At 64.6% G+C, this 22,225-nt stretch carries 18 protein-coding genes; 12 read left to right on the top strand and 6 right to left on the bottom strand.

Features of this window, described 5'->3' with window-relative positions:
* Nucleotides 1-6 precede the first annotated feature (6 nt).
* Genes AABD04_RS19700 through AABD04_RS19710 form a run of 3 tightly spaced genes read left to right on the top strand, consistent with a single transcriptional unit; the run spans nt 7 to nt 3,086 of the window.
* A complete protein-coding gene (locus AABD04_RS19700) occupies nt 7-819 on the top strand; it encodes a class I SAM-dependent methyltransferase (protein WP_341442215.1) in 813 nt (270 codons plus the stop codon).
* Nucleotides 810-1,784, top strand: a complete 975-nt coding sequence (locus AABD04_RS19705) for a phytanoyl-CoA dioxygenase family protein (protein WP_341442216.1) — start codon at nt 810-812, stop codon at nt 1,782-1,784. Before AABD04_RS19700 ends, AABD04_RS19705 begins: the two co-directional genes overlap by 10 nt.
* 36 nt (nt 1,785-1,820) lie before the next feature.
* A complete protein-coding gene (locus tag AABD04_RS19710) occupies nt 1,821-3,086 on the top strand; it encodes an esterase/lipase family protein (protein WP_341442217.1) in 1,266 nt (421 codons plus the stop codon).
* 1 nt (nt 3,087) lies between these two features.
* Here AABD04_RS19710 and AABD04_RS19715 read toward each other — a convergent pair whose 3' ends face one another.
* Nucleotides 3,088-3,510, bottom strand: coding sequence for a phosphate acetyltransferase (locus tag AABD04_RS19715; RefSeq protein ID WP_341442218.1), 423 nt, complete (start codon nt 3,508-3,510; stop codon nt 3,088-3,090).
* A 109-nt stretch (nt 3,511-3,619) separates the two neighbouring features.
* Between AABD04_RS19715 and AABD04_RS19720 the strand changes: the two genes are divergently transcribed.
* The gene (locus tag AABD04_RS19720; protein ID WP_341442219.1) at nt 3,620-4,534 is read left to right on the top strand and encodes an aldo/keto reductase; all 915 of its coding nucleotides are present in this window, start codon (nt 3,620-3,622) and stop codon (nt 4,532-4,534) included.
* Between the two features lie 16 nt (nt 4,535-4,550).
* On the opposite strand, the gene AABD04_RS19725 is transcribed toward AABD04_RS19720, so the two are convergent.
* From AABD04_RS19725 to AABD04_RS19735, 3 genes are all read right to left on the bottom strand, one after another.
* The gene (locus tag AABD04_RS19725; RefSeq protein WP_341442221.1) at nt 4,551-4,811 is read right to left on the bottom strand and encodes a hypothetical protein; all 261 of its coding nucleotides are present in this window, start codon (nt 4,809-4,811) and stop codon (nt 4,551-4,553) included.
* Nucleotides 4,812-4,925: 114 nt separating this feature from the next.
* Nucleotides 4,926-5,816, bottom strand: coding sequence for an oxygenase MpaB family protein (locus AABD04_RS19730; RefSeq protein WP_341442222.1), 891 nt, complete (start codon nt 5,814-5,816; stop codon nt 4,926-4,928).
* Complete coding sequence (locus AABD04_RS19735) at nt 5,813-7,756, bottom strand: linalool dehydratase/isomerase domain-containing protein (protein WP_341442223.1); 1,944 nt, start codon at nt 7,754-7,756, stop codon at nt 5,813-5,815. The genes AABD04_RS19730 and AABD04_RS19735 overlap by 4 nt, the downstream gene beginning before the upstream one ends.
* A 232-nt stretch (nt 7,757-7,988) precedes the next feature.
* Here AABD04_RS19735 and AABD04_RS19740 point away from each other — a divergent pair, with 232 nt between their 5' ends.
* Together AABD04_RS19740 and AABD04_RS19745 are read left to right on the top strand one after the other, a co-directional pair.
* Nucleotides 7,989-8,612 (top strand): TetR/AcrR family transcriptional regulator, encoded by a 624-nt coding sequence (locus AABD04_RS19740; RefSeq protein WP_341442224.1) that lies wholly within the window; start codon nt 7,989-7,991, stop codon nt 8,610-8,612.
* Nucleotides 8,613-9,046: 434 nt separating this feature from the next.
* Nucleotides 9,047-10,045 (top strand): DUF368 domain-containing protein, encoded by a 999-nt coding sequence (locus AABD04_RS19745; protein ID WP_341442225.1) that lies wholly within the window; start codon nt 9,047-9,049, stop codon nt 10,043-10,045.
* Nucleotides 10,046-10,359: 314 nt separating this feature from the next.
* Here AABD04_RS19745 and AABD04_RS19750 read toward each other — a convergent pair whose 3' ends face one another.
* The gene (locus AABD04_RS19750; protein ID WP_222062785.1) at nt 10,360-11,109 is read right to left on the bottom strand and encodes a FadR/GntR family transcriptional regulator; all 750 of its coding nucleotides are present in this window, start codon (nt 11,107-11,109) and stop codon (nt 10,360-10,362) included.
* Nucleotides 11,110-11,224: 115 nt separating this feature from the next.
* Between AABD04_RS19750 and AABD04_RS19755 the strand changes: the two genes are divergently transcribed.
* The 4 genes from AABD04_RS19755 to AABD04_RS19770 are packed head-to-tail and all read left to right on the top strand — an operon-like array spanning nt 11,225 to nt 15,911.
* On the top strand, nt 11,225-12,856 hold the full coding sequence (locus AABD04_RS19755) for an AMP-binding protein (protein ID WP_341442227.1): 1,632 nt from the start codon (nt 11,225-11,227) through the stop codon (nt 12,854-12,856).
* An 8-nt stretch (nt 12,857-12,864) separates the two neighbouring features.
* Nucleotides 12,865-13,662: an enoyl-CoA hydratase-related protein gene (locus AABD04_RS19760; RefSeq protein WP_341442229.1), complete on the top strand. Its 798-nt coding sequence runs from the start codon at nt 12,865-12,867 to the stop codon at nt 13,660-13,662.
* Nucleotides 13,659-14,849, top strand: a complete 1,191-nt coding sequence (locus tag AABD04_RS19765) for an acyl-CoA dehydrogenase family protein (protein WP_341442230.1) — start codon at nt 13,659-13,661, stop codon at nt 14,847-14,849. The genes AABD04_RS19760 and AABD04_RS19765 overlap by 4 nt, the downstream gene beginning before the upstream one ends.
* Nucleotides 14,850-14,858: 9 nt before the next feature.
* The gene (locus AABD04_RS19770) at nt 14,859-15,911 is read left to right on the top strand and encodes an acyl-CoA dehydrogenase family protein (protein ID WP_341442231.1); all 1,053 of its coding nucleotides are present in this window, start codon (nt 14,859-14,861) and stop codon (nt 15,909-15,911) included.
* Nucleotides 15,912-15,928: 17 nt separating this feature from the next.
* Here the strand turns inward: AABD04_RS19770 and AABD04_RS19775 are convergent, their stop codons facing one another.
* Nucleotides 15,929-19,312, bottom strand: a complete 3,384-nt coding sequence (locus AABD04_RS19775; RefSeq protein ID WP_341442232.1) for a pyruvate carboxylase — start codon at nt 19,310-19,312, stop codon at nt 15,929-15,931.
* 232 nt (nt 19,313-19,544) lie between these two features.
* On the opposite strand from AABD04_RS19775, the gene AABD04_RS19780 reads away from it, so the two are divergent.
* Nucleotides 19,545-21,284: a PEP-utilizing enzyme gene (locus AABD04_RS19780; RefSeq protein WP_341442233.1), complete on the top strand. Its 1,740-nt coding sequence runs from the start codon at nt 19,545-19,547 to the stop codon at nt 21,282-21,284.
* Nucleotides 21,281-22,225, top strand: coding sequence for a TIGR03619 family F420-dependent LLM class oxidoreductase (locus tag AABD04_RS19785; RefSeq protein WP_341442234.1), 945 nt, complete (start codon nt 21,281-21,283; stop codon nt 22,223-22,225). The genes AABD04_RS19780 and AABD04_RS19785 overlap by 4 nt, the downstream gene beginning before the upstream one ends.

Here is a 22,225-nt window from a genome sequence, read left to right on the forward strand (position 1 = left end):
AGTGCCGTGAGCAACGGAGACACAGCCGAGCGCAGTCTCGAGCATTGGAGCGAGGCCGGCCGCACGGGTATGGAGGCGTTCTACGCCCTGGCCACCGAGGACTACCACCAGCTGGCCCTGGCCGCCGACTGGCCCACACTGCTCGCCGGACGGGCGCACGAGAACTGGTCATTGCTCGACGTGGCCTGCGGCAGCGGAAAGTTTCCCACCGCTCTGCGTCGCTACACGGACCTGTCCGCCGTGCCGGAGCTGGCCTACGACCTGCTCGATCCGTCCGAGTTCTCGGTGGCAGAGGCACGCGGGGCGCTCGGGGCACCGTTCGTGGCCCGCCACGACCTGGTGATGACTCTGCAGGAGCTACCCGACGATCACACCGGCTACGACGTCGTCTGGGCCACGCACGCGCTGTACGCCTTGCCGCCTGCCGAGCTGGATGCCGCAGCCGAAAGGTTCGTGTCCGCACTGGCTCCCGGCGGTCTCGGACTGATCGCGCAGGCCACCGAGGCGTCTCATTACATCGCGTTCTACGACGCTTTTCGCGCCGGCGTACGCGAGGCCACGCCGTACACGACGGCCGAACAGGTGCGCGACGCGCTGATTCGAGCCGGTGCAGACGTGCGCGACCAACGCGTCAGGTACACCACCGGTACTTCCGATCGCGTTGTCGCAGAAGGCTTTCTGCAACGCTGCGCCTTCGACGACTCGGTGTCGCTGGAAGAGATGGAAGCGGCACCGGTACTGGGCGACTACCTTGCCTCCTGCCGGGACGCATCCGGCTCCTACACCTTCTCCCATGAGGCGGCGCTGCTGTGGCTCTGACGAACGAACGGCTCCCCGAGCAGAACCGCAATGGCGGTATCGACCAGGACTGGGCGGGCGACGATCAGGATTGGTGGGACTGGTACGTCACCCTGGCTGCCAACGACACGATGCCGACCGAGCTGGTCGACGGTCCCGGCCTGCCCGAGATCGAGGCGGCCACGGACCAGCAGGTCGAGCGTGAGCTCGCCGAGCCCTACGACCTCGACCCGGCCGCCGTCGAGTCCTTCGCTCGAGAAGCGTTCGTGCGGCTGCCCGCGGTGTTCTCACCCGCCGTTGTACGACGCCTCGCCGAACGCCTCGACGAGCTACTCCGAGCCGAGCACGGCGAGAACGTGGCAGGCCGGTTCACCGCACTGGAACAGATGTGGCTGCACGACGACCTGATGCGGGCAGTGGCACTGTCACCGCGAATCGGCGGCCTGGCCGCAGCACTGCTCGACGAACCGGGCGTTCGGCTCTACCACGACAACGCGCTGTCCAAGGAGCCCGGCTGCGGACGCACACCCTGGCACCACGACGCGGAGCATTTCCCGCTGCAGACCACGCAGGCGGTTACCGCGTGGATGCCCATGTCTGCCATCCCCGGCCGAATGGGTCCGCTGTCGTTCGCCCGTGGTCGACAGGTACTGGACGAGGTTGCCGACCTCGAGTTCGACAAGGTCGGCACGTCGTACGACGAGGCCGTCACGCAGCGCTTGGTCGAGCGTGACGTCGCGGTCGAGTCCACGCCGTTTGCCGTGGGCGACGTGTCCTTTCACTCCGCGCTGTGCTTCCACACCGCGGGGCCGAACCTGACGACGCAGCCGCGCCGAGCGCTGGCCACCACCTACTTCGCCGACGGGGCCCGAGTGGTGGAATCGCCGACACTGATCAGCGGCACCTGGCGCGAATTCCTTCCCGGCGTCGAGCCAGGAGGCCTTGCGGCCTCCGAACTGAACCCGGTGGTGGGTCGCCGGGACTGAGCCGACGGTTTCAGTGGACACGCGTACACTGATTTCGTGGGTATCAGAACTCGGCGCACACAGGAATTGGGTGAACTCGGCGAGCTCGCACTTCGCGAACTGGCCTCGGCCGCGGGTGGCGTTCGCGCAGTTCACTCGGCAATCGCACGACGGACGTTCGCTGCCGTGAGGCTCGGTGTCGGTCCCGCCGCACGACCGACACAGCTGATGCACGACGCCATTTCCGCAGGCACCTACGCGAGCATCGAGGCCGCCTGCACCGGCGCAGCCAAGGCAGTCGGTGCCATGACGGGCGGCGACGACGCGTCCGACGACGACCCCCGCCCGTCGCCGTCGCACACCACCCTCGGCGCACAGACCATCGCGATCTTGCACGGTCTCATCGGCGACGACATGGAGCGAACCTCCCGGGTCCTCGCCTACCCGATGTCGATCCGCGTCGACGGACGCCCGGTAATTCCGAAGTACCGCGCTCTGGCCACTGCTTTTCCCGACGCGGGAGCACACCTCGTGGTGTTCCTGCACGGGCTCGTAGAGACCGAATCGGCATGGCGGCTCGGCGGGCGGCCCACCTACGGGGAGCGGCTGGATTCCGAAGCCGACACCACCTCGATCTTTCTGCGCTACAACACCGGACGTCGTATCGCCACGAACGGCGCCGACCTGTCGGAACTGCTGGAACAACTCGTGCAGGCGTGGCCCGTCAGGGTTCACCGCATCACCCTGGTCGGGCACTCCATGGGAGGACTGGTCTCACGCAGCGCCGCTCATCACGCCGCCGAGAACGGACGCCGGTGGGTGGACCTGTTGACCGACGTATTCACCCTGGGGACACCACATCTGGGTGCGCCACTCGCACACGGCGTTCACGTCGCCACAGCAGCGCTGGCACTCACACCCGAGACCAGGCCGTTCGCACACCTATTGGCGCGTCGAAGCGCCGGAGTCCGGGATCTGATCCACGGATCGATCACCGAAGACGAGGGACATGCCAGCTACGCCGACGGATTCGACGTCGGAGTTGCCGCGGATATCTCGGTTCCGGAGGGGGTGCGGCATCATCACGCCTCCGCGGTCGTCACCGGAAACCCGCGGCACCCGGTCGGGATCTTCGTGGGCGACGGGTTGGTCCGCACCGACAGCGCCGGCGGACGGAATACACTGCGCAACATAGGACTTCGCCCGGACGATGGCCTGGCGATCAACGGTGCGCACCACTTCACCCTGCTCAACGACGAGAGAGTCTATGAGTGGATGCGGCGTGCACTGGTCGGTGAATCCGATCCACGACTCCGGTCGTGAGCTACTTTTCGGCCAGACCTGTTGCCGCTGAGAGATATTCACGCGAGTCCCGAAACGTCTGCGCCACGCCGCGTCCGGCGATGGCCCGGTACCGACTGATCTGATCGTCATCGAGAAGATCGAGCACCGTGCTGGAATCCGCATGCATCCAACCACCGTCTCGCACCAATTCGTGGGCCCGCTTGCCCTGCAACGCTGCAATTCCTTCGACCCTGATTCCGTTCGGATCGGTCGACACCGCGATGTAGTAGGCCTTCTTGCCCGAGTAACCGGCCTTGACCTTCGAGCGCAGCCGCAGGACGGCAGCGGCCGCGTCATCGACGGCAGACGAATGCTCGTCCGAGCCCGATTCGGCAGCTGAGAGTCGCGCGATCTCAGCATCCAGTCCGGCAAGCAAAGTGGCAAGGTACTCGAGATCGCTCATCAACTCATGATGCCCTACAACAGTGAGCTTTCGAACCAGCACCCGACGACAGGCATACTCGAGGAGCGTGCGCGCATTCCGACCCTGACGCAACGAAGGTAATGACGACATGACACAACTCGGCCTCGGCCTTGCCGCACTCGGGCGACCCGAGTACCTGACGATCGGGCACTCGGATGCTGTGGACGGGCGATTCGATCCGGCAGCCTTGGAGCAGCTGTGCCACGCAGTACTCGACGCCGCGTGGGACAGCGGCGTTCGACACTTCGACGTTGCGCGCTCCTACGGGTTGGCCGAGCGGTTCCTCGGCAGCTGGCTGTCTCGACACCCGAATCGGCGCGAGAACCTCATGATCGGCTCCAAATGGGGATACGCCTACGTCGCCGATTTTCAGCGCAAAGCCGAAGTTCACGAGGTCAAAGAACACTCGGTGGCACGTTTGGCCGAACAGTGGCCGCAGACCCTGCACGACCTCGGCGGCGCGCCAGATCACTACCTGATCCACAGCGTCACCCCGGACAGCCCTGCCCTCACCGACACAGCACTGCTCGACAAACTACGGGCCATAGCCGAGGGTGGCACCCGAATAGGTATCAGCACCAGCGGGCCGCACCAAGCCGACGTGGTGGACGCAGCGCTCGAGCTCGGACTGTTCAGCTCCGTGCAATCGACCTGGAACCCACTCGAACCGTCCGTCGGCCCGTCCCTGGCGCGAGCCCACGAGGCCGGTTGGTTCGTCGTCGTCAAAGAAGCAATGGCCAATGGCCGACTCGTGGCGGAGGATTCGGAGCCTGCGCGGGTCGCGGACGCAGCCGGGGTGGGCCGTGATGCCCTCGCACTGGCGATTGCACTCGCGCAACCATGGGCCGATGTCGTGCTCTCCGGCGCTGCCACCGCGGGGCAACTGAAGCAGAATGCAGCCGCGCTTTCGATCGACCGCGAGCTGATCGCAGCAGCCGGTCCGGACCTTGCAGAGGCCCCAGAGAGCTACTGGGACAACCGCTCTCGCCTCGCGTGGACGTGATGCACCTCGGCGGCGACTACACCCTCGCCGTTTCCGGCGCCGCGGTGACTACGTCGACGGTGTCGTCGCGATCAGCTTCCGAGATGTCACCGATTCTGCCGCGACAACCAGCAGCCTGCTCGAGGCATACCGCGAACTCCTGGTCGAATCGAGGGTCGACGATCTCACCGGCGTCCTCGATCGCGCCGCGTCGCTCGAGCGCATCACAGCCGCCAGGTTGATATCGACCTGCGACTCCAGCACCGTGTTCGGAAGGATCGGAGTTGTCGATCGGCATCGGCGTCGCGCACAACACTCGAGCCGGCACCATCGAAGAGATGCCGGCCCAAGCCGACATTGCCCCGTACAAGGCCACGCAGTCGGCTGCGTCGGATCGGACAGACGGCCCGACCTACTCACCATGACTTCGGTCGGACGCGGCCGGCCGCTGGTACCCGACGTCGTCCGGCACTCGCGCGCCGTAGCGCCTGTCGCCGAAATCTACTGCCAATGAGCGGTTCACCGGGACGAGCTGGACCGGCAGAGTGCGCACGTACGCCCCGAGCGCGCCGCGAGCAACCACCCGCACCAGGGGTCCCGGGCTGGGCAGGCTGTGGATTTCACGAAGTCGCGGTGGACAGAACACAGCGATGATCCGCGCGTCCCACCGTCGCAACGGCGCAGGCAAGCATCGCTGCCCGAAAGCACGTACCAGTGCAGCGGTGATGTGTCGTCCTTCGTCGCTGCCGGCGTATTCCGCTCTTTCGTACTGCTCAGCCCACGCGCTCATCTCTGCGCGGGTTTCCGGTATGTCCTCGAGGTGTTGCCGCACTGCAACTTCGCGCCAGAAGAGCCACTGCGCTTGCAGTTCCGCTGGACCGAACGGCGAGTGCCCCAGCGCCAGTGTGAGATCGTGTGGGTCGAGTGCGAGCGTAGACAGGGTGTACAGCGAATCCTTGTTGCGAATAGGAAAATTGGCATGAATCCGGTTGAGGCGTTCGATCCACTCCCGGCCGGTGGGCGAGTTCGGCCCATGGTCGAGCAGCTGTCCGAAAAACACGATCGTGTCGTCGTTGCGCTCGAGGGTCTGTCGAACGATGTCGCCGGTCCCGCGGCGGTACAGAATGCGCGCCATGCCCGGCACAGCCACCTGTTTGATGAATGCGACGGTGAAGAGCGCATATACCAGCCTGTTCTTACCGTTGAGGGTGACAACGGACAATCGCGCGATCTCGTCGGCATCCTCGGTCGGGTCGAGGGCACGTATCTGCTGCCGGACGCGTCGGCCCCACACTCGGTTCATGATTGTGGCTCGATTCGTAGCTCGGTTCGACCGCCGAGGTCGACGGTGAGGGCGAAGCGGCCGTCGCGTCCTGCCATGACGGTCGTCTCGACAGCACCGACGACCATGTAGTCCCGCTCGGGTTGCGCGTTGTCGATGGTCAGATGCACTCGCTTTCGTTCCGCGCCCGGATGGAGTACGCATTCGAGCGCCACCCCGTCACTGACCGCACGGCCGACCAGGACGTCCGGATACGACGCGTCGGCCAGACGAGGTCCCCGGAGCCATTTCGAATCGGAACCATGACCGACGAGATCGCGAAGACCCGAGTGCCGACCGAACCGAGCCATCAGAGAATACAGATTTCCCTGAGTCGATGTCTCGGTGAATACCGTTGCGCCGTTTACTGTTCGGTTCGGTTCGTGATGATCCAGATGAGACAGGACGTTGGCGGCGACGTCCTCGTCGCCGATCTCCCGGGCTGCCATGGCGAGCATGATCTGACCGAAGGTATCGCGACCGAAGGAGTAGGAACCGGCATCCACCCGATTGGCCAGAGTCCTCGGCAGGTGAAAACGCTCGCCGTCGTGGCGCAGCACCGTATCGCGCATCAGCCACCACGAGCGGTGCGCAAGATCGGGCATGGCCGCGTGCATCCAATACGTCGTCGGAAGCCACACTCCGTCACCGGACCATGGGCTCCACGAGATTCCGGCAGTTTCGGATCGGACGCCGATGATCCGTCCGTCGGGTCGATGGAACTCCTCGAGGTACGCCCGCCGGATGGACTCTTCGAGATCGCCGAACATGTGAGTGCCATGGAGTCTGTCGTGCATGACCAACGTGTTGACGCCGAAGGTGTTGCACACCGGGTAGATCCAGCGGGGTTCACACGAATACAGCGTGAACGGTGATCTCCGCATGTTGTTGTCGATCGACGCCGAAAGCGAATGGAAGTCGTTGGCGTAGGACTCTGTATCGGACCACCGATACGTCAGCGCTTCCGGCTGCGAGAAGCGGTCGTCTTCGAGGCTCTCGAACATCCCGGCGGCGACACCCTGCCAGCCGGTGAGCATGATGTTGTCGGTGTTCGCTACCGGATCGCGACTCGATTTCATTCTGCCCCAGGCATTCTCGAGAGCCCAATACCCCCACACTCGTCGGTCGCTCATCTTGTGGATCGACCGCGCCGCCGCCTCGGCCAGATAGCCCGAGAATGCGGGAGCGTAGTTGTATCGATATGTCGACAGCGTGTAGCCGAGGATACTGAGCTGGTATCTCAGCGCAGCCTCTCTGAACTGATCCCGTCGGTCGAATCCATCGAAACGGTCCAGCGGCTGCAGTGCGAGGTCGAAAGCCAGCCTCAATCGGGTGAGATCCTCGATCGATGCCTCACCCACGGGCAGAACGGGAGTCGACGGCACCCGCGTGACGGGTACCTCGAGTTCTTTCAACACGAGATTGGTACGCGCCGCCACACCTCGGCGCCGCTGATGACGTAGGGCGTGGGCAACGACAGCCAAGGCCAGCACGGTGGGCACCACCGCGGAAAGGGCTGCCACAGTGACGCTGTCGATGTGGTGATGGCTCGGCATTGCCACAGCCCACGCCGCGTTCAGACCCCACACGATGAACGGTGCAACGAAGGCGCCGACCATCCACCAGAGCAGCACGGCCGCGACCATCGACACGAGAGCAACGACGCCGAACAGAACGTGTCCATGGGCAAAGTGGCCACCGCCCGGCACCAGCAGCTCCGCGCCGAGAATCTGGACGCGACCGGTCCCGGCCAGAAGAAGGGTGAGGCCCAGGATCCACACGGCGGTGTAGACGATCATGAACCTGCCGAGGACTCGGGCCGTGACCGGTGGAAGAAGTGGTGCTCGTTCGTGGAGGAGTGGGACCGACATCGGCTCGGTCTCGGGCACAACAGGAAGATCCTGCGGCGTCGTGTTCTTCACCGGAGAACGTCCGATCTCTGCAGCGGCTGGACCTCGTACCGCGCCGTGGACAGCTCGCGCACGTCTCGCCCGCCACCTTTCGCCCACGAGATCGGCCGTACGAACACCCGCGACAAGATCGACAGGACGGCAATTGCGGCGATGCAACACACCATGACCACTCCAATCAGGAACTGCGACGTAGCAGTTTCTGAAGGATGCAACGTTGTTCCCCGAGTGTCAAGATGTCGGTATGAACTCGATCGATCGCCCCACCCGCAAGTACGGCGGCCAATCACTGGAGGAACGACTTGCGGATCGACGAGATCGCCTCCGTGAAGCCGCACTGGATCTCGTCCACGACAAGGGCGTCACCGAACTCACCATCGGCGCGGTATGCGCCCGAGCGTCTCTTGCGAAGCGATACTTCTACGAGACCTACACGTCCCTGGAAGAGCTGTTGTCGTCAGCAATGCAGGACGTCTTCGACTCGATCTCACAGGCCATCGACGCGGCGGGCCACCTCGGCATCTCCGATCCCCGGCAGGTACTGACGGTGGCGATCGAGGCTGTACTGGACGCGATGGACGACCCACGGACAGCACGTCTGTACCTCGAATCGGCGGCCAGCCCAGCACTACTCGCGACGCGCGACGCCGCTGTGGATCGATACGTGGACCAGCTTCTCGGCGCGATGGGGTCGACTTCCGTCGACGACGTCGACGCACAACTGGTCGCGCACTTGCTCGTTTCCGGCTCGACGCACGTAGTGGCCATGTGGCTTCGAGGTGCACTGCCGATCGAACGGGACGAGTTCATCGAGCGACTACTGAACCTTGCGTCGACGGCGGTCGCCGGTCTCGGTCGAGTCGAATAGTGCTGACGGGACCAAAACACCGCACAGTCAGGGAAAGTTGGTTCTCGGAGTCTGCCGAGCTGAACCAAGCACCAGATCCACACCTCGTGTCGAAATCCGCGCCCTGTCTGCGGGGCGCGGATTTCGACGAGGGGCGTTTCTAGCGACAGAACCCACCACATCGGCTCCCCGGTTACGGAAATCTGACTCCGATCGGCGTCGGCTATTCAGATACGGGGAGCCGATTCGGAGATCGTCGAGAGACACGCGCTGCCACCGGAGCGACGGCCGGGTTCACCGAACGGTTCTCGAGACGCTGCAAACATGACGGTCCCTCGTTTGCTGCTGGTGAGGCACAGTGGATGCTGCGCGCAGTACGGACTCTGCCGATGGGTCGTACCCGAGCTCGCCGAGCCGGTGTCTGGCGGCACAGAAGCGTTTGGGACGATTCGGACATGACGACGAACGGGCAGACGCCCTCCGCCGATGGGTACAACGAGCGGAGTGGACACGGGCTGGATCAGCGACCCGGACTCGATGACATTGCCAGGGGACGGCCGCCGGCGACGGAATTGGCAGCCAACGTCGTTCGCGGCGGTCTGATCGGTCTGGCGGAAACGGTTCCCGGTGTCTCCGGCGGCACGGTTGCCCTGGTCACCGGCATCTACACCAGGGCCATCGCGTCGGCGAAGCATCTGACGGACATCCCCAAGGCCGTGGTGACGCGGTCCGACGTGCGCGCCGAGGTCCGTCAGGTCGATTGGTGGCTGCTCGTCACGGTCGGCGTCGGCATGCTGCTGATGGTGTTCTCGGTGGCGGGGATCATGGCGGGTTTCGTCACGGATCAGCCCGTCTACTCCAAGGCACTGTTCATGGGCATGATCGCGATGTCGGTGGCGATCCCGTTCATGGAGATCACTCGTGGCGCTTTCCCCACCACCCGGTCCCGACTGTCTGCCGTGGCTCTGTTCGTCGTTCTCGCTGTCGGGGTCGTCGTTCTCACGTCGTTACCCGGGGCCGAGGCGTCGAATCCGTCGCTGATTCTGGTGTTCTTCGCCGCAATGATCGCAATCTGTGCGCTCGTGCTGCCAGGCGTATCGGGGTCGTTCTTTCTGCTGGTCATCGGCCTGTATGCGCCGACGCTGACGGCCGTCGACGAGCGGAACCTGACATACCTGGCCGTGTTCGCCCTGGGCGCTCTGGCGGGGTTGGTCAGCTTCGTTCGAGTGCTCGAGTGGTTGCTGGCGAACCACCACGATCTGGCGATGGTCGCCGCTGCCGGCCTGCTGTTGGGGTCGTTGCGTGCACTGTGGCCGTGGCAGGGCGAGAACAGAGAACTGCTGGCCGTCGGCAACGAATGGCCCGCTGCCTTGGGGTTCTTCGCCGTCGGAGTTGCAGTCGTGGCGGTGGTCGCCATCGCTCAGCGGCGACTGGCAACCACGCGTACGCCCTGACCCAAACAGCAGGCGTAGCGGGCCATCCACGCCCCTCGTCGGAATCCGCGCCGCCTGCAGGCACCGTGAATTCCCACAAGGGGCGTATGTGCGCACAAACCATCCACACCGGCCCGCACAGACACAAAAACTCCGATCCCAGGGACGGAATCGGAGCGGTGGAGCCTCCTAACGGGATTGAACCGTGACCGCTCGCTCATAAGTATGTTGCGAAACAGCCAGAGGCGTCCGCATGGAACCGAGACAGACACCCTGACCAGGGTCAATTATCCAAGCGGGACCACCCGAATCCACCCTCGCACAGCCTGTCTCTGTCACATCTGCCACCGGACCGGCCTGGAGATGATCTTGGACAGCCGACGGCGGTAATACTTCGCCGTCTCCTGCACGAATGCGCTCATGGTGTCGGCTGCTGCATCCTCGTCGCGGGCCCGCATCGCGTCGAGCACATCCTGCTGCATCTCGATTGCGGCGAGCCGCGTGGCGATGGGATGCTCGTTCGGCTCGGCGTCCCGCACCAGCAGCCAGAGAGTCTCCATCACGATGTTCAGGACCGGGTTTCCCGCGGCGTCGTACACGCTGCGCTGAAAGGCCGCATTGTTGTCCTGGAAGTTGCCGTAGTCGCCCGGGTCCTCGCGCATTCGGTCCAAGGCGGTCTGCATGACGTCGACCTGCTCGTCGGTGATGTTCGCCGCGGCTTCACGCGCCACGATCGGTTCGAGCATCAGCCGCACGTCGATGACGTCGCTGATGTTGGCTCCGTCGATCTGGAGGAAGAGCTTCATCGTGTTGCCCAGAGATTCCAGCTGAGGGCGTTTCGCCACCGGCCCACCGCCGATGCCCGACTTGATGGTCACCAGGTCACGGCTCTCCAGGAGCCGAAGTGCCTCGCGGACGGTGGTCCGTGCGACGCCGTGCTCTGCCACCATGTCCTTCTCGGTCGGCAGCCGCTGCCCCTCGATGATGCCGCCGGTCAGGATCTGGTCGGCGATGAGGTTGGCTATCTTGGCGGACATCTTGGGTGCCCGCGCGCGCGGGACGATCTCGCCGTCAGTGGTCACCATGGGACAACCATAGCGTCGGGCCGGTGTGATCTACCTTAAACCTATACATAGTTTGCGCGCTTAGTTACTGTAGTTGTTGTCAGAAAAGTATCGAACCTCGAGGCAGGGAGTAGCGATGTTGCCGACCAGGCCGCCGAGCGCCGACCTCGCGCACTCGTACCGGACCGGCGGACAGTGGAACGACCGGCCGATCGGGTACTACCTGACGCGAGCCGCTCGCATGTACCCGGACGCCGTGGCCGTGGTCGACGGCGAGCGCCGCGTCACGTTTGCCGAGATCGATCGAGATGCGACGCGAGTGGCCGCCGCCCTGCACGCCCGCGGCGTCACGTCCGACGACGTCGTGTCGTTTCAGCTCCCGAACTGCGTCGAGGCAGTAGTCGTCTTTCAGGCCGTCATGAAGCTGGGTGCGGTCGCCAACCCCATCGTGCCCATCTATCGGTCCCGCGAGCTCCGTTTCATTCTCGGACAGTCACGAGCGAAGGTCGCATTCGTCCCCGCCGAGTTGCGCGGAGTCGACGTGGACGCCATGTATCGCGATCTGGCCGACGATCTGCCAGCCCTCGAACTCGTCGTGTCCTTGGCGGGGTGGGACGATCTGCTCGACCGAGTCACGGACGAGATGATCTCGGACTTGCTCTCGCGCACAGCACCTTCCGCCGACGAGGTCTGCCTGTTGCTCTACACATCCGGTACTACCGCCGACCCCAAGGGTGCCCTGCACAGCCACAACACCCTGGTCTACGAGAACTCGTCGATGATCGAGTGGTTCGGACTCAACGAGACCGACGTGATCTTCAACCCGTCGCCGGTCACCCACGTCACCGGCGTCAATTGCGCCCTCGTTCTGCCGTTTCTTCTCGGTACATCCGTTGTCCTACAACAAACGTGGGATCCTGCTGTAGCGCTCAGCCACATCGTCGACGAACACTGCAGCTTCATGATCTTTTCGACGCCGTTCCTCCGCGGACTGCTCGACGAAGCCGAGTCGGCGCAGGTTTCGACACCGTCGATCAGGTACATCGTGTGCGGCGGAGCCGACGTCCCCGACACACTCACCGCGGCGGCCACGACTCGCCTCGGCACCGTCGTTCGTATGTACGGGGCCACCGAAGGTCCGTCGGTCACCACTGCCGATCGATGGGATTCCTCGGCCGTGCGCCAGAAATCCGACGGACGCCCCATCGCACCCACCGAGGTCATCGTGTCGAACGGAGCGGGCGGCGTCGGCGAAATACTCTGGCGCGGACCGGATACGTTTCTCGGCTATCTCGACCCCACCCTCAACGACGACGCCTTCACCGATGACGGCTTCTTCAGGACCGGTGACCTCGGCCGCTTCGACAGCGACGGTGCCATTCACGTGGTGGGGAGGATCAAGGACATCATCAACCGTTCCGGGGAGAAGATCAGCGCGCACGATGTCGAGAACCACCTCGGTGCGCACCCGTCCGTGATCGAGGTCGCCGTCGTCGCAGGACCCGATTCCCATACGGGAGAACGGGGATGCGCGTTCGTCGTCACTCGCGATCGCCGAGACCTCACCCTCGATGAAGTCCACCGATTCCTCGTCGACCGCGACATCGCCGTACAGAAGATTCCCGAAAGCATCTTCGTGGTGGACTCGCTACCCAAAACCGTCAGCGGCAAGGTGCAGAAATTCGCACTGCGCAACTGGACCCGCGATCGCGCCGCCGTACCGGCGCAGATGGCGGCGATGACCTTCGCCGCGTCACACGAGAGATAGAGGCTCCCATGTCTTCACAGACCGAGTCATTACAGCCTGCCGGAGTCGACCACGTCGTGGTCACCGAGCCCGAGCCCGGTATCGCAGTCGTCGAGTTGGCCCGCGGCAAGGTCAACGCGATCGACACGCAGATGTACCGGGAGATCGCCACCGTCTTCGAGGCGTTGTCGGACAACCAGGACGTCCGCGTGGTGGTCCTGACCGGGCGCGGCCGCATCTTCTGCGCCGGAAACGATCTCGGTAGCTTCCGCGTCATGGATGCGACGAGCGGCGTCGTGGACATGCGCGAAGCCAAGCGAGCGATCTTCGGAGTGCTGGACTGCGCCCTGCCCGTGATCGGCGCAATCAACGGCCCCTGCCTCGGTAGTGGATTCGGTCTCACATCCATGTGCGATCTGGTGGTCGCCTCGGAACGGGCGACCTTCGGTCTACCCGAAATGGGGGTGGGTGTCCTCGGCGGTGGACGCTTCACCGCTCGGATGCTGCCGCAACAAGCTATGCGTCGGATGTTCTTCACCGCCGAGGCAGTGGACGCGGCAACGTTGAAGAACTGGGGTGCTCCGATCGAAGTCGTTGCGCACGAGACGTTCATGGCCACCGCGATGTCCCGCGCACGGTCGATCGCAGCCAAGAGCCGCTATGCGCTGACCTTGGCAAAACAGTCCCTGAACGGTTGCGAAGACATCGACATCAAACGCGGGTACGAGCTCGAGCAGTCGTACACCCTTCGCCTGTCCGAACACCCGGATTCCAAGATCGCGGTCGAGGCGCGGATCGCCGAGATGTCGGGAGGAACGAAGTCATGACGATCGACGTACAGGCATTCGCCGAGAAGTCCGAGGCGTGGCTCGCAGAGAACCTCGAACCCCGGACGAACACCGCGATGTCCGACCCCAACTACGCGATCTTCCACAACCGCAGTCACGACGAGGAACGCGAGCTGATCCAGGCCGCGGCGCAGTGGCAGGGCCGCCGTGTCGATGCCGGATTCGGTGCGATCACCTGGGCACCCGAATGGGGTGGGCCGGGCCTCACCGCAAGCCACGAGCGCGCGTACGTCGGGCTCGAACGGCAGTACGACGCACCAGAGCGACACGAGACCATACTGGTGACAGTCGAATTGGTGGCACCGACCATCCACGCTATGGGTTCCCCCGAACAGAAGAAGACATTCGTCGAGCCCTTCCTGCGGGCCGACGAGCTCTGCTGCCAGCTGTTCTCGGAACCCGGAGCGGGCTCCGACCTTGCCGGATTGTCGACCAAGGCAGTCAAGTCCGGCGGCGGCTGGCGCGTGAACGGCCAGAAGGTCTGGAGTTCGGGGGCGCAGTTCTCCAAGTGGGGTCTGCTCATCGCCCGCACCGACACAACCGTCCCGAAACACCGCGGCATGACGGCGTTCATGATGCCCATGGACGCACCCGGGGTCGACATCAGACCCATTCGGCAGATGTCCGGCGGGTCGACGTTCAACGAGGTGTTTCTCGCCGACGTCGAGTTGCCCGACTCGTCGAGGCTCGGCGACGAGGGCGACGGCTGGACCGTCGCGCTGACGACACTCGGGTTCGAGCGGAGTTCGAGCGCCGGGATCGTCAGCGCCGGCGGAAACGGCACCGATCTGATCCGCCTGGCCAAAAGCCTCGGTATCTCGGACGATCCGCTCGTCCGGCAACAACTGGCCGAAGTTGTTGTCTACGAACAAGCGTCGGCACTCATGGTCGCCCGGTACGCCGAGCGCGAATTGGCCGGAGCTGTTCCCGGAGTGGAGGGTTCGATCGGCAAGCTGGTGTGGACTCAGAATCTCAAACGCATCGGCGACACGGCCGCGACATTCCTCGGGCCCCGGATCCTGGCGGACACCGGTGCACCCGACACCTTCGCGTGGACCGAACATCTTCTCGGTGCTCCCGGGTATCGAATCGCCGGCGGTTCGGACGAGATCCAGCGCAACATCATCGGCGAGCGCGGGCTCGGCTTGCCTCGCGAACCACGATAGGAGCTTGTCATGACACTCGAATTGACCGTCGAGCAACGGGATCTGCAGGCCGGCCTTCGTTCGTCCTTTGCCAGAACGACAGTCGGCGAGGACGTTCGGCCGGCATTAGCGGAAATGGGCCTCACCGAAATCCCGTTCCCGGAACGGTTCGGCGGTGCCGGCTTCACTCTGAAGGACACAGCAGTGGTGATGACCGAGCTGGGTCGCTCCCTCGGCAGCGCCCCTTACCTGTCGTCGATCGTCCTGGCAGGCTTCTGTCTCCTGCATGCAGGGTCCGAACGTGCTTGCTCGCAGAATCTTCCGGCGATCGCCGACGGTACCGAGACGGCCGCGCTGGTGGCCTCCTTCCCCTTCGCCGCGTCCTCCATCCAGGCTACGGCGGGCAGCGGCGGCACCCTCGTGCTCGACGGCGTCCAGGAAGCCGTGGTGGACGGGGCCGATGCGGATCTGCTGATCGTGGTGGCCGTGGGTGCGGACGGCACCGAGCTGGCAGCGATCGACGGTACCGCTGAGGGAGTGGTCCGAACACCACGTGAGGCGTTGGACTTCACCAGAGGGCTGGCACGAGTCGAGTTTTCCGGAGCGGTCGCTCACCGGGCGACGGGCGACGACATCGGTGCCGGCCTCGACAGGGCACAAGCGGCCGCCATCACAGCACTTGCGGCCGAACAGGTGGGATCGGCTCGCGCATGCCTGGACATGTCGGTGGAGTATGCAAGAACCCGTCGGCAATTCGGACGGGCGATCGGGTCGTTCCAAGCGATCAAGCATCGTCTCACGGACATGCTCATCGCGACCGAACTGGCCGAGGCGGCGGTGCTCGATGCAGCCGGGGCCGACTCGCGTAGCACCGGCGAGTTCGTTGCCGCCGCCGCGACTGCCCGAGTGCTCGCGTGCCGTGCGGCCACCTTCGCCGCCGAAGAATCGATTCAGATCCACGGGGGAATCGGCTTCACTTGGGAACACCCTCTGCACCACTACTTTCGGCGGGCAAAGACCAGTGAGTTGCTGTTCGGCACCACCAGCGTGCACGCCGAGACGATCGCCGCCGCCCTGATCTGAGTCAGGGCGGCGGGCTGTTACGCCACCACCAGCAGAAGATCTCCACCGTCGACCTGGGAGGCACGGCCGATCGGAACGCGGGTGACCGTACCGGCCTTGGTCGCGGTGATCGTCGCTTCCATCTTCATGGCCTCGATCGAGCCGACAGATTCACCTTGCGCGACCACGTCGCCTTCCTTGACCGACACCGTCACGACACCGCTGAACGGCGCGGGTATGTGACCGGGGTCGGTGCGATCGGCCTTCTCGGCAGACCGGGTGGTGGTTTCGATGCTCCGGTCACGGATCGGCACCGGACGCAGCTGACCGTTCAGGATGCACAGAACGTTGCGGACTCCCTCGGCGTCCGGATCCGATATCGCCTCGAGCCCGATCAGCAGTTCGACGCCCTGCTCGAGCCGAACGCGGTGTTCCTCCCCCTGCCGCAAACCGTAGAAATACTGGTTGGTCGAGAGCTGTGAGGTGTCGCCGTAGTCCTCGCGATGCTTCTCGAACTCCCGCGCAGGGGCAGGAAAGAGCAAGCGGTTCAGCGTGGTTCGTCGTTCACGACCGGGCACGGACAGCGTGAGCTCGTCCGCTTCGGTCAACGGAGTTACGGGGTGCGGCTCGGCCCGGCCGGTCAGCGCCCGGCTTCGCAGCGGTTCCGGCCAACCGCCCGCGGGTTCGCCGAGATCCCCGCGGAGGAAGTCGATCATCGATCCCGGGATGTCGTAACTCGATGGGTCCTCGGCAAATTCGGCGGCCGTCGCGTCGGCGCCGACCAGCGCCAGCGCGAGGTCGCCCACCACCTTCGACGACGGCGTGACCTTGACGAGTCGGCCCAGCACCCGATCCGCCCCGGCGTAGGCCGCCTCGATGTCCTCGAAACGATGCGCGAGCCCCAGCGCGGACGCCTGTTGGCGCAGATTGGAGAGCTGACCGCCCGGGATCTCGTGGGTGTAGACGCGCCCGGTCGGCGACGGGAGACCGGACTCGAACGGCGCGTATGTCGAACGCACTGCTGCCCAATACGGTTCGAGGTCGCAGACCGCCGCGAGATCGAGTCCTGTGGCGCGGTCGGTGTTGTCTGTTGCCGCGACGATCGCCGACAACGCGGGCTGACTAGTCGTGCCGGCCAAGGCCGCACTCGCCCCGTCGACGGCATCGACGCCGGCTTGCCACGCCGCGTAGTACGTCGCGAGTTGGCCGCCGGGGGTGTCATGGGTGTGGAGGTGCACGGGTAGGTCGAAGCGCGACCGCAGCGCAGAGACCAGAGTCGCTGCGGCGGGCGGGCGCAGCAGGCCGGCCATGTCCTTGATCGCCAGGACATGGGCACCCGCGTCGACGATCCGTTCGGCCAGGCGCAGATAGTAGTCGAGGTCGTACAGGGTTTCGTTCGGATCGGCCAGATCGCCGGTGTAGGACATCGCCACCTCCGCGACAGCGGTCCCGGTGTCCCGCACTGCATCGATGGCCGGTTTCATCTGATCGACGTTGTTCAGAGCGTCGAAGATTCGGAAGATGTCGATTCCGGTGTCGGTGGCTTCCTGGACGAAGGCGTGCGTGACGCGATCGGGGTACGCCGTGTACCCGACCGTGTTCCGCCCGCGGAGCAGCATCTGCAGACAGATGTTGGGCATCTCCGCGCGCAGCGCGGCGAGTCGTTCCCACGGGTCCTCGTGCAGAAACCGAAGCGCGACATCGTACGTCGCGCCGCCCCAGGCCTCCACCGAGAGCAATTGCGGGGTGAGGCGCGCAACGTGGGGTGCCACCTCGACGAGATCCCGGGTGCGCACCCTGGTAGCCAGCAGGGACTGGTGTGCGTCGCGGAAAGTGGTGTCGGTGACTGCAAGTGCGGTGGCGGATCGCAGCTCGGTTGCGAAACCTGTCGGTCCGAGAGCGATCAGCCGGTCCCTGGAACCGGCCGGAGGCGAGAACCGGGTGTCGATGGACGGAAGCTTGTCGATCGGATAGACCGACGACGGTCGCTCGCCGTGCGGGCGGTTGACGGTGATGTCGGCCAGGTACTGCAGAATGCGTGAGCCACGATCGGCAGAGATGTTCTGCGTCAACAGTTCCGGATGCTCCTCGATGAAGGTCGTGGTGACCTTCCACGAGAGGAAGTCATGGTTGTCCAGCACCGCCTGCAGGAACGGAATGTTCGTCGCAACGCCGCGTACCCGGAATTCGGCGATCGCCCGTCGTGATCTCGCGGACGCGGTCGCGAAATCACGCCCGCGGCAGGTCAATTTGACGAGCATCGAATCGAAATGCGACCCGATCTCCGACCCCACGCCGACATTGCCGTCGAGCCGCACGCCCGATCCTCCTGGGGTGCGGTAGGCGGTGACGCGCCCGGTATCAGGACGGAAACCGTCGGTCGGATCCTCGGTGGTGATGCGGCACTGCATCGCGAAGCCGCGGATCACGATGGACTCTTGGCTCAATCCCAGATCGGCCAGGCTTTCCCCGGACGCGATGCGCAGTTGCGAGCCCACCAGATCCACGTCGGTGATCTCCTCGGTCACCGTATGTTCGACCTGAATTCTCGGATTCATCTCTATGAACACGTAGTTCCCGTGCGGGTCGAGCAGGAATTCGACGGTGCCCGCGCACGTGTATCCGATGTGGCGGGCGAACCTGACCGCGTCTGCGCAGATTCGTTCTCGCAGTTCGGGATCGAGCCCGGGTGCCGGGGCGACCTCGATTACCTTCTGATGCCGCCTCTGCAGAGAACAGTCACGCTCGAACAGATGGATGACCTCACCCGTCGCGTCGCCGAGAATCTGTACCTCGATGTGCCGGGGGTCGACCACCGCCTGTTCGAGAAACACGGTGCCGTCGCCGAACGCGGTCCTCGCCTCACGGGATGCGGCGTCGATGGCGTCGCGTAAATCTTCCGGCGCGGCCACCCGGCGCATTCCGCGACCGCCACCACCGGCGATCGCCTTGACGAAGATCGGAAACGACATCGTCGCGGCCGCCTCGAGCAATACGTCGGGATCCTCCGACGGAGCCGATGATGCGAGGACCGGAAGCCCTGCCGCGGCGGCTGCGGCAACAGCACGCGACTTGTCTCCGGTGAGCTCGAGGATCTCGGCGGACGGGCCGACGAACGTGATACCTGCCGCCTTGCAGGCTGCGGCCAAGGTGGCGTTCTCCGACAGGAAGCCGTACCCCGGGTAGACCGCGTCGGCACCGGCTTTGCTTGCCGCCGCGATGATCTCGTCGACCGAGAGGTAGGCGCGGACCGGGTGACCCGGCTCGCCGATCTGATACGACTCGAACGCCTTGGCGCGGTGCGCAGAGTTGCGGTCCTCGTAGGGATAGACGGCGACGGTCGAGGCACCGAGTTCGACCGCCGCACGGAATGCGCGGACGGCGATTTCTCCGCGGTTTGCAACGAGGACTTTTGCGAACACGATGTTCCTCCCGGGTAGGGGCCGACGAAAAGGGCGACAGACGGGGTGTGAGCTGAGTCTCCCACACAACCGGATTAGTTACTAGATCGCAAGTAAAGTTAGTCCAGAGGATCCTCCTCGGGAATCAGCTCCTCAAACTGCTGCGCAATATCTCTGTGCATGTTTCTATTGACCCGTTGTTTCTATAGTGTGACTTGAAATACAGTCCACGACCACGGATGAGGAGGACCCGATGAGCAGCGACCAGAATCCCGACAGCTGGATCACCGATTGGGAGTTCAGCGAGCGGTACCCGGTCTACACACGGGCGAACGCCGGTGAGGTTCTGCCCGACCCGTCGAGTCCGCTCAACGTGACCCTCGTGTGGAACAAGGGTTTGAACATCGGTTGGCGTGAGGGCTACGTCGAGCACCTCGGGACTCACCTCGCGTCCGAGATCGACGAGGAGATGCCGGAGATCATCGGCAACTTCGGCGGGTACCATTACACGAACTTCTCGATGACAGAACTCAACGGTGCCCGACTTCCCGGACTGACCGTCCCGGTCTGGAACAGCCTGTGGGTCGGCGACCATCCGGGCATCCCCGAGTACGTCGAGAAGCCCGGCCACCAGAACGCCGAACTGACCGCGGGCCTGGCGGAGAAGACCGCGTGGTCGCTGACCACCGACACGTTCCCCGAGGCCGAAGAAGCCAAGCACCGTGCCGATCTCGCGCGCGCGAATCGTCCCGATGTCACGGCCATGAGTGACCAGGCGCTCGTCGATCACGCCCGCTCCTTCGTTCCGGACCTGATCTTCTGCTACGCCTATCACCCCGTCACCACCACCCTGTCGACGATGGGGCCGGCCGTGGCGGGCGCGCTGCTCGAATCCATCGGCGAGGCAGACAAGCTCGGCGATCTTCTCAGCGGCCTCGGCGGAGTCGACTCCGCGGAGCCCTCCTACGCGCTGTGGAGCATGGGCCGCCTCGTCGCCGGGTCTGCAGAACTGACCGCTCTGTTCGACGACGGCCTCGCCACGTTGCTCGAGGCCGTCGACGCGAGCGGCACCCCCGACGCGAAACAGTTCCGAACGGACTTCGACGACTTCCTTTACAAGTACGGATCGCGCGCACCGAACGAATGGGACATCCGCTCGGACAGTTGGGAATCCAAGCCGGTCCTGGCACTGCTTGCCGTCAACGGCATGCGGATGAGCCCCGCCGAGAACGACCCAGAGCTCATCCGAAAGCGTAACCAGGCCAAACGCATCGCGCTCACCGCCGAACTCGCCGCCAAGATGCCCGACGACGCCACTCGGCAGAGCTTTCTCGACGCAGCCAAATCCATCACCAAGTTCATGCCGTGGCGTGAACGAACCAAGACCGCATGTGTGAAGGTCATGGGCGAAATGCGGACAGCTCTGTACGAGCTGGGCCATCGCATGGTGGATCGAGGAGTCATGGGCGATCACCACGACGTCACCATGTTGCTCGACGACGAACTCGACGCGTTCGTGGCGGACCCCGAGTCGTTCGTGGACACCATCGCGGACCGGCGTGAGCAATACCTGGCACTGTTCGATCTCGAACCACCGTTCTTCCTGTTCGAGAAACTCCCGTTGTCGCAGTGGCCCAGGCGGACCGAGCACAAGGCACAGATCGCGGCACCGGGCGACGCGCTGTCCGGTGTGGGTGGCGCACCGGGCGTGAGCCGTGGCCGTGCCCGAATCCTGCACGATCCGTACGAGGTCGGCGATCTGGCCGAAGGCGACATCATCGTTGCGCCGCAGACCGATCCGGCGTGGACGCCACTGTTCGTCTTCGCCGGCGGTGTGGTGGTCAACGTAGGTGCCACCATCACCCACTCGTCGATAGTCTGCCGCGAGCTCGGCATTCCCTGTGCCGTGTCGGTGCAGGACGCCACGTCCAGGATTCCCGACGGCGCGATGATCGAGGTCGACGGCAACACCGGAACGGTGACCGTCCTGTGAGTCTCCCTATCGGATTGAGCCTCCCCCAGCTCGGCGAACACGTCGACGTCGGTGCGGTACGCGAGTTCGCCACCTCGGCCGAGGAGCTCGGATTCGCGAGCCTGTGGGTCCAGGAGCACCTGTTCTATCCAGAAGAGAACGAATCGATCTACGGTGGTCGCCACACCACCAGCGTCCACCCGGCCTACCGATCGGTGCTCGGTGCCACAGAACTCCTGGCGTACGTGGCGGCCTGCACTCGGACGGTCACGATCGGCAGCAGCATCCTGGTCGCCGGGTACCATCGTCCGATCGAACTGGCACAGCGACTGTCGACTCTGGACATCCTTTCCGGCGGGCGTCTCGTCGCGGGCCTCGGTGCCGGCTGGTCCGACGAGGAACACGCTCAGATGGATGTCGATCCGCGTACCCGTGGTCGACGGATGAGTGAACTCGTGCACGCCGTTCAGGCGTGCTGGGGTCCTGATCCCGTGCAGTTCGACGGCGAATTCTTCACTATCCCCCGCTCCGTCGTTCGGCCCAAACCCGTGCAGAAACCTCATCCTCCCCTGTTGTCCGGTCTCCGGTCGGCAACGGGATTGGCACGCACCGCAGCATTGTTCGACATCTGGAACCCCAGCAGCGGCAGTCCTGACGCACTACTGGACCAGCTCGACACCATGGCCGGAATGCGGCCCGCCGGTATGGATCCCGTCCGACTGTTCCTGCGGTCCTATCTGCAGCGACCGACGGATGCCGTCGGCTCGGCCGGTCAGGGCATCGAGGGCGTCGAAAAGGACATCCGGACCGCGATCGCCGCCGGCGCGGAGCAATTGATCGTCGAGGTCAACTTCTGGGACGACATGCGTTCACCCAACGATTGGGCTGCGGCGCCGGCACGACTGGCCACCCTGCTCGACACCGCCGCAGAATTGACCACGCCGAAAACGAGTGCACTATGA

It is taken from the genome of Rhodococcoides navarretei (assembly GCF_038069675.1).
GTDB lineage: Bacteria > Actinomycetota > Actinomycetes > Mycobacteriales > Mycobacteriaceae > Rhodococcoides > Rhodococcoides navarretei.

Coding starts and splice junctions, on each gene's coding strand:
- AABD04_RS19725 (WP_341442221.1), bottom strand. CDS start 4,811: ATGCCGATCGACAACTCCGATCCTTCCGAACACGGTGCTGGAGTCGCA.
- AABD04_RS19740 (WP_341442224.1), top strand. CDS start 7,989: ATGAACTCGATCGATCGCCCCACCCGCAAGTACGGCGGCCAATCACTG.
- AABD04_RS19720 (WP_341442219.1), top strand. CDS start 3,620: ATGACACAACTCGGCCTCGGCCTTGCCGCACTCGGGCGACCCGAGTAC.
- AABD04_RS19780 (WP_341442233.1), top strand. CDS start 19,545: ATGAGCAGCGACCAGAATCCCGACAGCTGGATCACCGATTGGGAGTTC.
- AABD04_RS19750 (WP_222062785.1), bottom strand. CDS start 11,109: ATGGTGACCACTGACGGCGAGATCGTCCCGCGCGCGCGGGCACCCAAG.
- AABD04_RS19760 (WP_341442229.1), top strand. CDS start 12,865: ATGTCTTCACAGACCGAGTCATTACAGCCTGCCGGAGTCGACCACGTC.
- AABD04_RS19745 (WP_341442225.1), top strand. CDS start 9,047: ATGACGACGAACGGGCAGACGCCCTCCGCCGATGGGTACAACGAGCGG.
- AABD04_RS19715 (WP_341442218.1), bottom strand. CDS start 3,510: ATGAGCGATCTCGAGTACCTTGCCACTTTGCTTGCCGGACTGGATGCT.
- AABD04_RS19755 (WP_341442227.1), top strand. CDS start 11,225: ATGTTGCCGACCAGGCCGCCGAGCGCCGACCTCGCGCACTCGTACCGG.
- AABD04_RS19765 (WP_341442230.1), top strand. CDS start 13,659: ATGACGATCGACGTACAGGCATTCGCCGAGAAGTCCGAGGCGTGGCTC.
- AABD04_RS19730 (WP_341442222.1), bottom strand. CDS start 5,816: ATGAACCGAGTGTGGGGCCGACGCGTCCGGCAGCAGATACGTGCCCTC.
- AABD04_RS19770 (WP_341442231.1), top strand. CDS start 14,859: ATGACACTCGAATTGACCGTCGAGCAACGGGATCTGCAGGCCGGCCTT.